The 17,584-nt window shown below is 37.3% G+C and carries 8 protein-coding genes; 6 read left to right on the top strand and 2 right to left on the bottom strand.

The genetic code is table 11. The annotated features are described in order from the left end of the window. Positions 1–4: 4 nt before the first annotated feature. Complete coding sequence (locus DF185_RS00225) at positions 5–214, bottom strand: hypothetical protein (protein ID WP_110358715.1); 210 nt, start codon at positions 212–214, stop codon at positions 5–7. A gap of 1,676 nt (positions 215–1,890) precedes the next feature. After that, positions 1,891–5,811, bottom strand: coding sequence for a hybrid sensor histidine kinase/response regulator transcription factor (locus DF185_RS00220; protein ID WP_110358714.1), 3,921 nt, complete (start codon positions 5,809–5,811; stop codon positions 1,891–1,893). A gap of 565 nt (positions 5,812–6,376) precedes the next feature. Here DF185_RS00220 and DF185_RS00215 point away from each other — a divergent pair. The 6 genes from DF185_RS00215 (at position 6,377) to DF185_RS00190 (ending at position 17,476) form a co-directional block, all read left to right on the top strand. Further along, entirely contained in the window at positions 6,377–7,615 is a 1,239-nt protein-coding gene (locus DF185_RS00215) for a glycoside hydrolase family 88 protein (protein ID WP_207784534.1), read from the top strand. Further along, positions 7,612–9,159 carry a DUF4955 domain-containing protein gene (locus DF185_RS00210; protein ID WP_110358713.1) on the top strand — a complete coding sequence of 516 codons (1,548 nt, stop codon included), beginning with the start codon at positions 7,612–7,614 and terminating at the stop codon, positions 9,157–9,159. Before DF185_RS00215 ends, DF185_RS00210 begins: the two co-directional genes overlap by 4 nt. 146 nt (positions 9,160–9,305) lie before the next feature. Beyond that, on the top strand, positions 9,306–10,835 hold the full coding sequence (locus DF185_RS00205) for a hypothetical protein (RefSeq protein WP_133249912.1): 1,530 nt from the start codon (positions 9,306–9,308) through the stop codon (positions 10,833–10,835). Positions 10,836–10,945: 110 nt separating this feature from the next. Then, on the top strand, positions 10,946–14,083 hold the full coding sequence (locus DF185_RS00200; protein ID WP_110358711.1) for a SusC/RagA family TonB-linked outer membrane protein: 3,138 nt from the start codon (positions 10,946–10,948) through the stop codon (positions 14,081–14,083). 10 nt (positions 14,084–14,093) lie between these two features. Next, positions 14,094–15,770 carry a RagB/SusD family nutrient uptake outer membrane protein gene (locus DF185_RS00195; protein WP_110358710.1) on the top strand — a complete coding sequence of 559 codons (1,677 nt, stop codon included), beginning with the start codon at positions 14,094–14,096 and terminating at the stop codon, positions 15,768–15,770. 152 nt (positions 15,771–15,922) lie between these two features. Next, positions 15,923–17,476, top strand: a complete 1,554-nt coding sequence (locus DF185_RS00190) for a sulfatase family protein (protein WP_110358709.1) — start codon at positions 15,923–15,925, stop codon at positions 17,474–17,476. The last annotated feature ends 108 nt before the right edge of the window (positions 17,477–17,584 follow it).

The raw sequence follows: 17,584 nt of genomic DNA, 5'->3' as shown, positions 1-17,584 counted from the left end.
TCATTCAGATTCGATTTTCTTCCGTTCTGGATCGATTTATTTTCATTTCCGTACAGTCTATTTCCTTTTTTGTTGGATCTATTTCCACTGATGGACTTTCTATTTCCATTCCGGAATGGTTTACCTCTGGTAATTTTTGGTTTTCCTGCTCTCTGGAAGTGTATTCTTCAATTTCTTGCGCATTTACACCAATCTGCAGATCATGCAGGTCCAATAAATAGGAGCTTAAGTTTTGCTAACAGCGAAGTACCGATGCCATTCGATATCGAGGGAGTCATTCAGCAAATGTAAAATACATTAACCCGATGGTCTTTTATGTATTTAAAGTATGTAGTAGAATCTATTCCACTTATGATTTACTACTTTAGTAGTTTCTTGGTTGAATTGTTAGATAAATTTAGAGAATTATTTCTTTAATTTCCAAATAAAAGCGTGAGTAATATTTTAATTTAGCTTGTTTATCAGGTAAATACATCCATTTGTAACTATTCGAGGTATTAGTGTTTTCAAACTAAAGAGAAGGGTAGAGGCGGAAGTGTTTTTTTAGAGTGAGGACAAATTAAATCCCAATTTTATTTCGTCGCAAAGGTTATTCCAGATCTATTAGGATTTGCAGTTGCGACGATTTCATGACGGTGCTATTAACCCAGGGCGGCAGTCGCTTTCTCTCCCTTGCCCTGGGCTAGAATGATGTATGCCCTTCAGGCAATTTAATTATATTGTACTAATGCATTTCTATTTTTTTACATCACGTGTTCTTTTCTCCTTAAGAGCCTGTCCCGATTAATCGGGAAGAAAGATAGAATGAGGTACTTTTTGTTCATAGGGTCAATTCGGTATAATCCATTTCAAGTCACCTCACCTCAATCCTCTCCTTGAGGAGAGGAAGTTGTGCAAAGAATATGAAGGCGTAGAATATTTGTGAGAGTTATCTATGGAAAAACCATCCTTTTCCGTCGCAATTAACACCGCCCCACAAAACAACACTCCCAATTGCGACGATTTCATGACGGTGCTATTAACCCAGGGCAGCGGTCGCATTCTCTCCCTTGCCCTGGGCTAGAATAATCCTTGCCTTTCAAGCAATTTAATTATATTGTACTAATGCATTTCTATTTTTTTACATTACGTGTTCTTTTCTCCTTAAGAGCCTGTTCCGACTTATCGGGAAGAAAGATAGAATGAGGTGTTTTTTGTTTATTGGGGCAAATCGGTATAATTCATTTCAAATCACCTCACCTCAATCCTCTCCTTAAGGAGAGGAAGTTGTGCAAAGAATATGAAGGCGTAGGATATTTGTGAGAGTTTTCTATGGTAAAACCATCCTTTTTCGTCGCAATTAACACCGCCCCACAAAACAACACTCCCAATTGCCACGATTTATTGCAGAATCCATTAACCCAGGGCGGCGGTCGCATTCTCTCCCTTGCCCTGGGCTAGAATGATGTATGCCTTTCAGGCAATTTAATTATATTGTACTAATGCATTTCTATTTTTTTACATTACGTGTTCTTTTCTCCTTAAGAGCATGTCCCGATTAATCGGGAAGAAAGATAGAATGAGGTATTTTTTGTTCATTGGGTCAATTCGGTATAATCCATTTCAAGCCACCTCACCTCAATCCTCTCCTTGAGGAGAGGAAGTTGTGCAAAGAATATGAAGGCGTAGGATATTTTTGTGAGTTTTCTATGGTAAAACCATCCTTTTTCGTCGCATTAAAATCCGCCTCACAGAACAATACTCCCAATTGCGACGATTTATTATAGAATCCATGAACCCAGGGCGGCCGTCGTTTGCTCTCCCTTTCCCTGGGTTAGAATGATGTTTGCCTTTCAGGCAAATCTTTTTTATTATCTGATTCGAAAAGTAGTTTCTTCAAATTCCATAATCCTACCTGTATTGCGAAGGGCTCTCACCAAAATGTTTTTTAAAGCTCTTGCTAAAGTAATGGGGAGTTGAAAAGCCACAAGAGTAAGCAATTTCTGAAATTGTGAGTTCTTGGTTTAATTTTAGCATTCTGGAAGCCTTATCCAAACGAATAGAGTTGATAAATTCATTTGGAGTTTTGCCTGTAATCCCCTTAAGTTTCGAAAAGAGGGAGGTTCTGCCCAGTCCCATATCGCTGGCAAAGGAAATCACATCGTATTTTGAGTTGTCAAGGTTCTTGAGAATGGTTTCTTTGGCCTGTTCCAAAAACTTTTGGTCGATTTGGTTACTGGTAAGCTTTTGAACCGAAAAAGAAGGATCTTGGTTGAATTTATCTTGCACTGCCTTTCTGTTATTAATAACATTAACAATTCTGGCAATTAGTACCTTGGTGTTGAATGGCTTGGTGATGTAGTCATCTGCCCCGGTTTCCAATCCTTCTATTTTATGGGTTTCGGCCGTTCTGGCTGTCAACAGGATGACAGGAATATGCGAGGTATCGAAATTGGTCTTTAGGTTTGAACACATTTCTGTACCACTCATTTTTGGCATCAAAACATCGCTAAGAACCAATGTTGGCTGAAGCTCCTTGGCCATTTCCAATCCTTGTATTCCATCATTGGCAAGGCTGATGTTAAAGTGTGGATGCAGCAGATCTTTTAAAAATTCCCTTATTTCCGGATTGTCATCTACAATAAGAAGAGAATGTTCGTGATCTGTTTTAATTTCAGGATTTTCCAGATTGCTTGTGAATTCAGGTTGATCGCTTGATATTTTAAGCGGTGATTCGTGCTGACTAATTTCTTCGGCAGAAAAGTGATTCTTTCCCAATGGAAGTGAAACCATAAAGTTTGAGCCATTTCCTATTTTGCTGCTCACCATGATCTTACCTTTATGTGCTTCTACTATGCCTTTCGAAAGTGCCAGGCCAATTCCTGTTCCCGTAGAATGATTGGAGGATACATTTTCCAATTGGTAATAGCGATCGAAGATACGATGGATGTGTTCTTTTGATATGCCTTTGCCATTGTCTTTAATTTCAATGCGAATGCCATCATTTACCTCCTCAACACAAACATCAATCTGACCATTTTGTCCGGTAAATTTAAAGGCATTGGACAAGAGGTTATAGAATACCTTTTCCATTTGCAGTTTATCGAACCAAAGGGGAATTGTTTTACTCGGAGCAATAAAATTGTATTGAATATCGGAATGTTTGGCCAATTCAATAAAACTTAGGTATATCTCGTTTAGAAAAGCAACTACATCCTGATTGGATACCTGAATTTTTAAATGTCCTTGTTCTTGTTTTCTAAAATCCAGCAGTTCTGAAATTAGGTTCTTTAATCGCGAAGTATTTTTATGAATGCGAAGTATTTTCCGATACAGTTCAGGGTTGATATTCTTCTCTTCTAAAAGTACCTCTGTTTGCCCGTTAATAATGGTTAATGGGGTTCTAAATTCATGAGAAATATTGGTAAAGAACTTAAATTGAGATTGATTCAGCTCCAGTTTATCGGTTAATCTTTTTTTCGAAAGATATTGCTTGTTTAAAAAAGCAATGATCAGTATGAATAGGATGAGGTAGATGAAATAAGCCAGGCTATTTTTGTAAAAGGGTGGGGTAATTAAAATGGTTAAACTCTTTTGCAAGTTCGGATGATCGGCCTTTCGAACTCTAAAGGTATATTGTCCTGCATCCAGATTGGTATAGGTTGCCTTGTTGTTTTCGGCCTGTTGCCAATTCTTGTCAAATCCTTCCAGTTGGTATTCCAATATCTCTTGGTTCGATTTTCGATAACTCATGTCGGAGAATTGCAAGGAGAAACCTGTATGATAATGCTGTAGTTCAAGCTTCTGTGTAAGCATAATGCTTTGATTCAGTATCTTACTTCCATTATCAGGAGTTACCAGTTTGTTATTTACAATCAAACCTGTAATCTGAGGAGGGATAAGCGTGGTCTTGCTTAAAAAATCACTCTCTCGAAAGGAGGCCATACCATCAATTCCACCTGCAAATATCTCACCGTCGGATGTAATAAACAATCCACCTTGATTTAGCTCTTTTAAGGGAAACCCATTTTGAGTGGTAACATTCTTAAACGCTTTTTTCTCGTAATTAAAAAAGCTAATGCCTTTATTGGTGGACAGAATTATATCTCCATATCTCGATTGAGCTAGGCTAAAAACACAGTTCCCAGCCAATCCTTTGTCTGTTGAGAACTTATCGAAGTCATCTGTTTCTGGCGCATAATGATTCAAACCATCTGAAGTAGCAATCCATATTCTCATGTAATGATCTTCCATGATTTTGTAGATCAGTTTGCTGGCTAGACTTCTGGAATCGTAAGGATTATGCCTGTAGGTTTTAAGTTGTTTCTTTTTCAGATCATAACAGGATAGGCCCAGGTGATCGGTTCCAATCCATAAACGATCTTTGCTATCAATTAGCAAGCAGGTTATCGATTTTCCTATTTTTTGCTGCAATGAATCCGGAAAGAAGGATGTAAACACTTCATTTTTCGGGTCAAAGTGTAATACTCCTTCACTGGACGAAAGCAGGTAATTGCCATCATATGAAATTATTTCCGATAAGATATTACTTTGTATGGAGTTCGGATCATTCATGTCATGCCAGTAATTGGTGAACCTGCCTGTTTTAAGATCCAGCTTATTTAATCCTCCCATATGGGTTCCAATCCATAAAATGGAATCTCCTTCGTTGTAAATGGATTTCACATTGTTGTGAGAGATGCTGTTTTTTGTAGAGGAGTGAACGAAATAGTCAAATCGTTTGGTCTTCCTGTTGAAATAATTCAGGCCGCCACCTTCGGTACAAATCCATAAATTCCCCAGTTTGTCCTTTTGCATTGATCCAACAACACGGTAATTGATACTCTGATGATTGTCGTCGTTTTGCCAATAGGCTTTGTAAAGAGTATTGGTTGGATGAAAGAGATTAAGCCCTCCAAAATAGGTTCCAGCCCAAATGGCTCCCTTTTTATCTTTATAAAGTGTCCAAACAGAGTTGTGAGACAAACTGGTTGGGTTTGCTTCATTATGCTGATATTTGATGATTTCATTTTTAGGGGTAATACAATTCAATCCTAAAAAGGTTCCAACCCAAATGTTTCCATTATCATCTTCCTGTATGCATCTTACATCGGGATGTGTAAGGTCTTTTTCGCCATCAAAATAAGTTGTTGATCCATTTGGCATCATTTTAATCAAACCATCGTTTTCTGTCCCTATCCAGATGGCATTGTTTCTGTCGGGATACATACAACTAACATGAACGTCTTTCTTGATTTCTTGAAGCCCATTTGATGCAGTAAATGAGTAGGCGCAATTCTCTGTTCCAATTAACAGATGTGGCCCTTGTTGAATAAGGCTTGTAATTGGTGATTCCTTTGGAATTTTTATGGATATTTGAGTCAATTGTCCATTATCTTCCGAAATTGAATAAATGTTGTTATTGGTAGCAATCAGAATCTCCTCTTTGTAAATGCAAAAGTCTTTGATGTTTTCAATTGGAAAGTTGGTGAAGCGTTCCGTGTAAATATCGAAGAAGCTCATTCCACTGCGAGTTTGAATCCATACTCTATGTCCATGCGAAATGATTTTCTTTGCATGATTGCTGATAATGGCATTTGACTCACTATCGCTTGTTTTGTAAACAGTCATTTCCTGACCATTGTAGCGATTGATACCATTTCGGGTTCCAAACCACATATTTCCAAGACTATCACTTGCAATGGCGTGAACGGATACCTGGCTTAAGCCTTCCTCCAGTCCGATGTGTTCAAAATGCATGATTTGAGCAAAAGCGGATTGCAGCGTAAATAAAAAGTATAATGAGAGTAATATCCTTTTAAGTGGTTTCATATTGTATGAGCTTTTAATTGATGCAGTAAGGATAAGCTTTTCTGCATTGCCATAAACTGTACAAACTAGAGAGCTTTATCGGTTTGTAAACCTCATTCTTAGATTTTAGAATCGAAAAATACAAAAGATATTTAAATATCGTTTTCTGATCTTGTTGATTGCATCTTTTCCAGTAGCTTTTCATTGGTGAATAAGTACGAAATTGTTGTATAAAAGTACACAAGTCACAAGGCAATTTTGATTGCTGCTTGAGGTTTTACCTTATTTTGAAAGTTCAATCTTTCAAAAAGATGTTGTATTATTGATATCTGTTAATGTTCTGTAATCTAACCATGTGAGATTTGTGTTGTAGAGGAGTTCGAAGGGGATGTATTCATATTTGTTTTTTTGGTTTGAATTTGTTTTTGCGTTCATGAATTCTTGTGAAGGGAGATCTGTGTATGGGAATAGATTGATGGGGTTGTTGCGTACGATTGTTTAATCGATTTGTACAATTGTGAGGGATTGAAAATAGACTTGAAGCTAGTTTTGTCCTGAAAGAAATTATAACTGATCCCATTGCGAAATGGATGTAAAATTAACGAAAAACAAAATGAGAGCTGAGCGATATTTAATCTTTGCGCTATTGTTTTTATTAGGAGCTTGTTCTCCTAAAGGAAAAGAAAATGCGGATTTTCCGGAAAAGGAACTCGAGAAATCTGAAAAGCAATTGAGTTTACTACTTGATGATGCCAATAAAGAGGGAAAGAATCCAAGAACTGTGACTGCTGATGGACATATGCATTGGGCGACCAGAGATAATGGATCTTTTGATTGGACTTTGGGATTTTTTCCAGGAAGTTGTTGGTATATGTATGAATTTACCAAAGAGGAGAAATGGAAAGAAGGAGCGATTAAGCTTCAAAATCAATTGGAAAAGTTTAAATCATTTAAACATTCACATGATTTAGGTTTCGTATTTCAATGTTCTTTCGGAAATGCATATCGTTTGACTCATAATAAGGCTTACATAGATGTGTTAGAAGAAGCAGGAAATTCTCTGATAACTCGTTTCAACCCTAATGTTGGTTGCATTCAAAGTTGGAATGTGGATAGAGGTTGGCAGTCAAAGAGAGGATGGGAGTTTCCTGTTATCATCGACAACATGATGAATCTTGAAATGTTATTTGAATTATCGAAGAATACTGGAGATGACAAGTATAGGAAGGTGGCCATTGCTCACGCGAATACTACAATGAAAAATCATTTCAGAGAAGACTTTAGTTCATTCCATGTTATAGATTACAATCCTGAAACAGGAGAAGTTCGTAACAAACACACTGCACAAGGCTATGCTCACGAAAGTGCCTGGGCAAGAGGTCAGGCATGGGGATTGTACGGTTATACTGTATGTTACCGTTACACAAAAGATGAGAAATACTTGCAACAAGCAAAAGAAATTGCCAATTACATCATCAACTATAAGGGTACACCAAAGGACATGATTCCTTACTGGGATTACAATGCGCCAAATATTCCAAAAGAACCACGCGATGTATCTGCTGCTGCCATTACTGCTTCAGCTTTATTGGAGCTAAGTGAATATACGGAAGGTAAATATTATGAGGATGCTGAGAAGATCTTACATTCCCTTGCTTCAGAAGTTTATACCGCTAAATATGGAGAAAACAATCATTTCTTGTTAAAACACAGTGTGGGAAGTATACCTCATAACAATGAAATTGACGTGCCATTGAACTATGCAGATTATTACTACATAGAGGCATTAATGAAATATAAGAACCTAAAAAGTCAACAGTCATGAAGAACTTTTTATTATTGATATGTTTATTGGGAAGTACTTCGGTGTTTTCCCAGAAAAGTAGATTGTGGGATGATTTTGTTGCTGCCCAAAATAATGGAACGGAAGCAAAATTGCCTGATTTTTCCTATGCTGGTTACCATCATGGAGAAAAAGGAATTCCTACGGTTGATTACAAGATATTCAATGTGGTGGATTTTGGAGCTAATCCAAATGATAAGAAGTCAGATCGTAAAGCTGTTGAAAAAGCCATTGCTGCAGCAGAACAAAATGGATCTGGAATTATCTTTTTCCCAAAAGGTCGCTATTATTTTAATACCAAAAGAGATCCTAAGAAACCAATCGTAGTGAATGGAAACCGAATTGTTTTCCGTGGTGAAGGCTCAGGGGTAGATGGTTCTGAATTGTTTATGGAGAATCCAATGCCACCGAAAAATCCAAAGCAAATGTGGAGTTCTCCATCTATGTTTAAGTTTACAGGAAGCGGAGGGGAACCTAAACTTGCCAGTGTAAATGGAAAAGCCAAGCGTGGATCTTTCTCAGTTCAAGTAGATAATGCATCTAAAATTAAAGTAGGCAATTGGGTTGTGTTAAAGGTAAAAAATCATAACCCAGATTTGGTTGCTGAAGAATTGTGTCCATGTTGTGCCGATGAGAAATGGACAAACATTACTCAAAAAGGAGTATATGTTAGTGAATACCACCAGGTAAAACAGATTGATGGCAATACCATCGTATTTAAAGAACCAATCATGCGTGCAGTGGATGGAAAATACGATTGGGGTATTTTTAATTATGCCCATCATGAGGATGTTGGTGTAGAGAATTTGGCATTTGTTGGAAACTGGAAAGAGAAATTTGTTCATCATGCTTCGTGGTTACACGATGGAGGATACAAAATGTTAATATTAAGTCGTCTGGCAAATTCTTGGGTGCGCGATTGTCGCTTTACTGATGTGAATGGCGCCTGTCGCACATCACTTTGTGCAAACGTTACAATCCAGAATTGTATTATCACTGGGAATCCTGGTCACAATGCGATTTCATCCAATGCTTCAACTCGTGTGTTGATAGCCAAAGTGGATGATCAGTCCTCACAATGGCATGCTCCTGGAGTTGCTGGTCCTGCAATTGGAACAGTTTTATGGAGAGTGAAATATACCGATAAAACAAGTTTTGAAACTCATGCATCTCAGCCTCGTGCAACTTTGTTTGATTGTACTGAAGGAGGTTTCTTCCTGGGTAGAGGAGGTGGAGCTCGACACAATTTACCGAATCACCTGCGCGATTTAGTATTGTGGAACTATAAGGAAACCGATGGTCCCGATAAAGACTTTGAGTTTTGGTCTTCAAAAACTTGGTTCTGGAAAATTATTCCTCCTATTGTGGTAGGTTTCCACGGGGCCGGTACAACTTTTAAAGAAGATCAGATTCAAGAACTGGAGAGTTTGGGTACACCAGTAAAACCAGAATCACTTTACGAGTCTCAACTGGAACTTCGTTTGGGAAAACTTCCCAATTGGATTATTGAATTGAAAAATAACTAAATCTTAGATAAAACAGATATGTATACTGATTGTAAATTCTATTGAGAATTAAACTACTGCCCTTGATTCCGGAAAATAAAGTAGCTATGAGAGCAAGTGTCAGTTGTAAATCATATCTGTGCTTAAAAATAATCAAATCTAATACTATGAAAATAATGAATTTGCTGACAATGTTACTTCTTTGCTGCCTAATTGGAACAGGCTGTACGGAGGAAACATTTACAGAGAATGTGAGCCCAGGTTCAGAAGGAGAGCCTTTTGGATTGAGCTACGCACCTGTTATGAACGCCAGGGAATATGCACAAATAAGAACTGCACCACCTACAATTAATACTGGAGGAGTGATTCCACATTTTGAAATTCTTAATGTGAAAAATGGAGAAGGAATCCTACTGGATGAAATATATCTTGCCGATGTTCAAATTATGAACGCAGGCTCAAAAACTCTTCCACTTGAGGAGGAAAACTACTATGTGAATACAGCTGGTGATACCGTTAAAGAGGTAAATGGTCAGGACTTAAGAAATGTGGGTACCATTGTCATTGCCAATAAAAATAAGTTTGGGATTGGTGATTACTACTTTAGCTTTAAAGTGACTACAGTGGTTGATAATCAGGCAACAGAAACCATCTTCGAAGATGCATTTCACTTGAATGTTGGACCACAATTGGTAAGCGCATTAATCTATATTCCAAAATCTCAAAACCTATTATTTGGTGAAGAGGCAAATACTACAGAACCAGTTATGCCTTCTGGTAATCAGGATGTAAGTTTTGAGTTGGTTAACTATTCGGATACATTGGTGATTGATGTATCAACAGGTGCGATTTCATTAGCAGATGGATACACAAGTGCAACTGGATTCGATACTTTACACCCACAGGTTAATGTAGTAAGTAATATTAGTGGAGAAGTAGTCGCTTTTAAAGATGTTGTAACTTTAGTTGCTTCAAATACACCAGTTGTATTCCCTAAGGATTCCATCAAATTTTTCTATCCAACATTCCAGGCCGAAAATGCACAATACGGTTACAAGAAAATTGTGAACGATCCTGGTTTGGTTTCTTCATGGAACATTTGGAAGCAGATTTCTCCAGCACCATTAGCAGAGGTGGATCGTCCTATTGAGAACAGTTCACAAAAAGCATTAAGTACCAATCTTGTGGTAAGTGGAAAATCAACTCCATTCGATTCTTGGGTAATTACAAATACGCAGAGTTTGAACAACTACAACTTAGGGTATAATTTGTCTGCTACTTTCTATTATCAAAACAAGTATGTGGAATACATGGCCAACGGACAAACTCCAACTGAATTGGAATTCTACATCTCTACTGATTATATGGGATCTTTCGAAGATGCTACCTGGACCAAAGTAAATGATGTGTTAAACTGTTGGATTAATACTCATGATGGAGGCGCAACAATAGGAACACCATATCCTGGCGATCAGAAAGGAGAGGATCCTGAAGGAAGGAAAAATACATCATACAATGCCGATGGAAAATGGGTGAAATGTGTACTTGATTTGATGCCTTATAAGAATGAAGCAAACTTCACTATTGCATTCCGTGTGAAGTGTAATTTCGATTCTGAAATAGTATACAAGAATGGCGAAGGAAGAGCGGGTACCTATAATGTATCGGATCTTTACTATATGGCTGTTGAGCAATAGGAAATGATTCAAATTGTTGAAGTTGTCCTGTTTTAATACAAAATATAGAAGATATCAAAGGATCGATGCAGGACAACTTTATTCTGACCATTAAAAGAAAATTTTAACAGATGAAAAAACTATTTATACTAAGCTTATTGTGCTTGTGCTCAGTATCGATGGCTTTCTCTCAGCAGAAAGTCTCGGGAAAGGTTACCGACAATAATGGAGTTCCAATACCAGGAGTAAATATAATTAAGAAAAAAACAACACAGGGAACAGTTACCAATATCGATGGACAATATGCTATTGCAGATGTAAAGCCATCAGATATATTGGTGTTTAGCTTCCTTGGATTTGAAACCATAGAAAAGCAGGTTGGTAAGCAGTCTGTAATTAATGTGGTGTTGGAATCTTCTAACTTGCAATTGAACGAAGTAGTGGCTGTTGGATATGGAACTGTAAAAAGAAAAGATCTTACAGGTGCAGTTGCTAGAGTTGAGGCTGCAGATTTGGTAAAGACACCCACTTCAAACTTCGATCAAGCCTTGGCAGGTCGTGTTGCAGGGGTGCAGGTTTCTTCAGCAGATGGTACTCCTGGTGAAGGTTTGAATATCGTAATTCGTGGAGGAAACTCTATTACAGGTGATAACTCACCATTATATGTAGTAGATGGTATTCCTTTGGAAGATTTCGACCCGGCAAGTGTTAGTTCTAAGGATATTAAAAGTTTTGATGTACTGAAAGATGCTTCGGCCACGGCAATTTATGGTTCTCGTGGAGCCAACGGGGTAATTGTAATTACAACTAAAGGAGGGCGTACAGATGGTAAAACTGATATTCGTCTTAGCGCTTCGCATGGTATTCAATTTATTCCAAATCGTTTGGAAGTATTGAGTCCATACGAATATGTGAAGTATCAGCAAAACATAGCCTATGCAAAAGATGGATATGTGGCAGGTACCTATACAAAGGCTTTCTTGGCAGATTGGGTTGATCCTGAATTGTATAAAAACTCTAAAGGAACGAGTTGGCAGGATGAGATTTTTAGAACCTCAAGAATTCAAAACTATAACTTTACCTTAAGTGGAGGGAATAAAACCTCTTCAATTTATTATAGTGCAGAATATCTTGATCAGGAAGGAACATTGATTAATACAGGTTTTAAGAAGATTTTGAACAATTTAAAATTTACTCATAAAGCCAGCCCTAAGCTAGATTTTAGAGGATATTTACAGTATACTTATATCAACCGAAAAGGAATTAATATTTCAGGAAATAACTATACAAGTATTATTCGCGATGCAATTCAATTCCGTCCAGTAGAGCCTATCAATAATGATGGAGCTGAAGAGGGAGGATATGATCCTTTTGACGATGATTACAAATATTTGTTTAACCCGGTTAAAAACCTGAATAATACAACGCGTGATTATCGTTATGATGTGATTCGAGGTAACCTTACTGCAAATTATAAATTTACCAAGGATCTAACGTTAAGATTATCGGCGAACTATCAAACCGACACGCGAAAAGAAAATGTTTTTTACGGAGCAGATACTCAACAAGGTGCTCGTGGTAACGACCACATTAATGGTACCATCGCTCAGCGTCGCTACCAGACTTTGTCAACCTCGAATACTTTGAATTACAAAAAGAAATTCAGAAAAACACGTTTCGAGGCTTTGGTTGGGGTAGAGGCACAAGCTAGATTATATGATTTTGCTTGGTTAAAAAGTTCAGAGATTCCTACTGATGCCTTTGGCATTAACAAATTGGATATTGGAACGTCACCAGCTATTCCAAAAACCTTAAAGTCGGAAAGTACTTTACTGTCCTATTTTGGTAGAGTAAACTATACTTATAAAGATAAGTATTTGTTCACTGCCAATTTCAGAGCTGATGGCTCTTCTAAATTTAGAAAAGAAAACAGATGGGGTTATTTTCCGTCAGTATCATTTGCATGGAGAGCTGGAGAGGAAGATTTTATTCAGAATCTAGGCATTTTCTCAAATCTTAAGATTCGTACTGGTTGGGGATTAACAGGAAACAACCGTATTGGTGATTTTGATGCATTCAACCTGCTGGGAGTGAGCACAGCTAGTGGATATGTTTGGGGCAATGGCGAAAACTATATGCCAGGTGCTTATCAAACCAATTTAGGTGTACCAGATCTTCGTTGGGAAACAACAGCACAGACTAACCTTGGTATTGACTTTGGATTTTTCAATCAAAGAGTGAATGGTGGAATTGATTTTTATTACAAGAGAACGAAAGATTTGTTGTTGAATGCAGAAATGGCATTAAGTACAGGTTTCAACAAAGTACAGCAAAATATTGGTGAGGTAGAAAACCGTGGTTTGGAATTTTCTATTAATACTGTAAATGTTCAAACTCGAGATTTTAAATGGAAAACCAACATCAATATTTCATTCAATAAAAATAAGACCATTAAACTGAATGATGGCCAGGATGCCATCTACACCAATCCAAATTGGAATTACCATTATAACGAATACCAATACATTACTAAAGTAGGAGATCCTGTTGGGATGATCTATGGTTTGGAGTTTGATGGAATCTATCAGATGGAGGATTTTAATTGGGACAATAAAGCTCAATCTTATTTGTTGAAAGAAGGTTATGCTGATAATGGTGCATTGCCTGTAGCTCCAGGTAGTGTGAAATTTGTAGATCAGAATGGAGATGGCACCATTAACGAAAATGACCGTGTTGTAATTGGAGATCCACATCCAGATCACTTTGGAGGTATTACCAATGATTTTTCTTACAAGAACTTCGATCTTCAAATTTTCTTCCAATGGTCTTACGGATTTGATATTCTAAATGCTAACAAGGCAGTGTTTGAGGTACCAAGTGCTTCTCCAATGAATGGATTCAAAGCTTTGGCTGATGCATGGATTCCTCAGAACACAGATACTAATGTGGGAACCATCGTTTACAATTCTGTTTATGGAGCACCTCCAAAAGGGAATTGGATAGATAACCGTTACATAGAGGATGGTTCTTATTTGAAACTAAAAACCATTTCATTGGGATATAATCTTCCAAAGACAATTTTGGAAAAACTTAAACTGAAGAAATGTCGTTTATCTCTATCTGCACAAAACTTATACACTTGGACCAATTACTCAGGATACGATCCGGATGTTTCGGTTGGACGTTATGGAGCTTTAACGCCAAGTCTTGATTATTCGGCTTATCCGCAAAGTGTAACAATTTTAGGTGGTCTTGAAGTAACTTTTTAATCGATTTAAAATGAAGAAAAATATATATCATTTCATTATAGCAATACTTGTCATCGGAGGGATGACAAGTAGTTGTGATCATTTGGATGTAACTCCTGAATCCAATTGGGGTGTTGATGAATTTTATTCCAACGAGACTGAAGCAGAAATTGCCTTGTCTGGAATCTATTCTCTGTTGGCTACTGATAATGTATATGGTCAAGCACTTTCCATTATCATGGAATCAGGTACCGATGAGGGATACTATAACCGTCGTTACAATGAGAACTGGACCGTTGGTTTATATCGACATACTGCCGCTGATAATTACGTAAAGAACTTGTGGACCAACCTTTACTCTAGCATTAACATGGCCAACATGTTTAATGAAAAGCTTAAGAAATCAGCTTTTGAAGAAGAGGAATACAATCGCTTATTGGCTGAAGCCAGATTTTTACGCGGATTATGCTACTTCCATCTTGTGAACTGGTATGGAGATGTTCCTTTGCGTTTAAATTTCACAAAAGATCAATCAGACAATCATTTGGCTCCTTCACCAATGAAACAGGTGTATGAACAAGTGGTTGAGGATTTACAATTTGCTTCAGAGCACTTATATCATGCCAATAATCCAAAATATGAGTCAGGAAGAGCAAATAAAATGGCTGCTCATGGCTTACTGGCAAGAGTTTATCTAAAAATGTCTGGTAATCCTCTTAAAGAAGATCATTATCAGGATGTAATTGAGGAGTGTGAAATCATAATCAATGATGGTTGGCATGGTTTGCACCAATCTGCAGGCGACAATTTAGGATATCGTAAACACTTTTTGAGCTACATTGAAAACAATTACGATTTACGTGAGTCTCTATTTGAAATCTCTTTTTCATACTTAAGAGAATTGGGAATCATGGTTGATGGTCGTATTGGTGCTTTAAATGGAGTAGCCTTTTCATATGGTGGAGGACAGGATGGATATCCTGCATCTTATGCCATGTTTAATACAACTCCTAACCATAGAAATGCTTACGACGAAAATGACCAAAGAAAAGATTGGAACATTGCAAACTACCAGTACACCAAAAAGGGAGATATAGTAGAAGTAACGAGTGCTATGGCTCCACAGTTTTGCCCAGGCAAATTCCGTCGTTGGGAACCTATGAATTGGGAGGATTTAACGAATACTCCTGCAAGTGGAACTACTGAACCGTATATGGTACTTGAAAAAGTGAGTACTTTAAGTAAAAGTTTTACTTCGATTAATTTTCCAGTGATTCGTTATGCTGATGTATTGTTAATGTATGCTGAAGCTGCCAACGAAATCAATAATGGTCCAACTGCTAAAGCCATTGAATATTTAAATGCAGTTCGTGAAAGAGCAGGATTAGGAGCTATTGAAACTGAAAAACCAGGCGCGATTGCAAACCATACAAACTTCTTTAATGAAATTGTTGATGAGCGTTTGCGTGAATTGTGTTTTGAAGGACTTCGTAAACAGGATTTGATTCGTTGGGAATTATTAGGAACAAAACTTGCAGAAACAAATGCCAGCATTAAGGGTGATCCTGATTATATTTCGACCAACGAGTCTCATAGAGCATATTTGCGTTCAGGAAATTTCTTCGATGAAAACAAACATTTGTCTTTACCATATCCAAGCCAAGAGGTGGCAATTAATAATGAATTGAACCAGAAAGCGGGTTGGTAAGATTTCCAAAATCGTTCAGGCAGTAGTGCCTGAACGGTTAAATGGATGCCAAAAAAGGAATTTGAAACTCATATGGCACCATATGAGTTTTTAAATATCCGCAAAAAGACAATTTTGTGTATAAATATGTTTTAATGATTAAAAAGTAGTTTATGAAGTTAAAAATAAGTCTTATAGTTTTGTGTTGTCTTCTTTCAATAGGAGGCTATGCTAAAGAACAAAAGAAGGTAGATAATGATAAACCCAATGTGTTGATTATTTTTCCTGATCAACTTCGTAGATACAGCTCAGGATACTGGTCGCAAGATCAATATAGAGAACATGTAGTTGGAAAACCAGATCCAGTTCATACCCCAAATATTGATAAGCTTGCCAATAATGGTATTGTATTTACGCAGGCTATTAGTAATTATCCTCTTTGTAGTCCTTTCCGTGGAATGTTGCTTTCGGGGATGTATCCGGAACAGAACGGAATTACTATAAATTGCCGTAAGGGAAGAGAAGATCAATTGAAAAAGGATATTACATGTATAACTGATCTATTCTATGATGCAGGTTACAATACATCCTATTTTGGAAAATGCCATTGGGAAAAAACAGAACCTTTGTTTGACAAGGATGGAAATTACAAAGGAACAACTGATGAACCAGGTGGACACTATGTGAATAGATATGATACTTATGTGCCTCCCGGAGCTTCACGTCATAGCATTGAATATTTTTATCAGGCCTTAAAGGACGAACATTTCAATCCACATGTTTACTCCAACGATCCATACACAATTGATGGAAAGAGTGATGGAGAATTGCATCTACCTAAGAAGTTTTCCGCTAAAAACGAGGCTGAGGTTATCATATCTTACCTTCAAAACAAGAGAAATCAGCGCGACGAAAACAAACCTTTCTTTATGATTTGGTCTCTTAATCCGCCTCATAATCCGTGGACTGATAAAAGTACTGATATGGAACAGTTGAGAGCGCATTACGATACCGATAAGTTTAAAAATGTAGATGAAAGTTTGGTTGTACGTGAAAATGCTGATTTGGAAGTGGCACAATATGCCCGTCATTATTTTGCCAATGTTACCAGTACCGACAAATACATTGGAGAAGTATTGAATGAATTGGAAAGTATGGGTATTCTTGATAATACCATTGTAATATTCACTTCAGATCATGGTGAGATGTTGGGAAGTCATGGTTTAGAAGGGAAGAATGTAATCGAAACCGAAGCAGTAGCGATACCCTTTATTGTCCATTGGCCTGAAAAATTACAGACGGGCATAAACGATGCAATGCTTGGAGTAACTGATATGATGCCAACCATTATGGGATTGGCAGGAATGCAGGAACAGATTCCGGAAGAGGTTCAGGGGATTGATTTTTCGAGCTTACTTTTCGATCTAAAATCAAAGAGTGTAGAAAAACCAGAGGTTGTTTTGCTGATGAATAACAATTTCAAGGGAGTAATGACCGAGCGATATACCCTTTGTGTAAAGGAGGTAAAGAAATCGAAGAATAAGAAAGGCATTGAAGCATTTATCTATGATAATTTGAAGGACCCTTATCAAATGCATAAAATTAGCCTTGAGTCTAATCCAAAATTGGCCAAAAAACTATTGAAACACTTAGCAGATAAGTTAGAAATGGCGAATGATATGTGGTTTCAGAAACGTAAACACAAAAAACTAATTCCGTATTCATAAGGACAATTGAAGATGTAATTTAGAATGGGTGTTCAAAATCAATAATTTCTAATAAGTAACCAGGTATAGTTAAAAAAAGACATACAAGGTATTTGTTAGAAATCCATT

This window comes from Marinifilum breve, from assembly GCF_003202155.1.
Classification (GTDB): Bacteria; Bacteroidota; Bacteroidia; order Bacteroidales; family Marinifilaceae; genus Marinifilum; species Marinifilum breve.
Note: the sequence above shows the minus strand (reverse complement) of the source record. Positions and strands in the feature narration are given on the sequence as shown.

Coding starts and splice junctions, on each gene's coding strand:
- DF185_RS00220 (WP_110358714.1), bottom strand. CDS start 5,811: ATGAAACCACTTAAAAGGATATTACTCTCATTATACTTTTTATTTACG.
- DF185_RS00215 (WP_207784534.1), top strand. CDS start 6,377: ATGGATGTAAAATTAACGAAAAACAAAATGAGAGCTGAGCGATATTTA.
- DF185_RS00210 (WP_110358713.1), top strand. CDS start 7,612: ATGAAGAACTTTTTATTATTGATATGTTTATTGGGAAGTACTTCGGTG.
- DF185_RS00205 (WP_133249912.1), top strand. CDS start 9,306: ATGAAAATAATGAATTTGCTGACAATGTTACTTCTTTGCTGCCTAATT.
- DF185_RS00200 (WP_110358711.1), top strand. CDS start 10,946: ATGAAAAAACTATTTATACTAAGCTTATTGTGCTTGTGCTCAGTATCG.
- DF185_RS00195 (WP_110358710.1), top strand. CDS start 14,094: ATGAAGAAAAATATATATCATTTCATTATAGCAATACTTGTCATCGGA.
- DF185_RS00190 (WP_110358709.1), top strand. CDS start 15,923: ATGAAGTTAAAAATAAGTCTTATAGTTTTGTGTTGTCTTCTTTCAATA.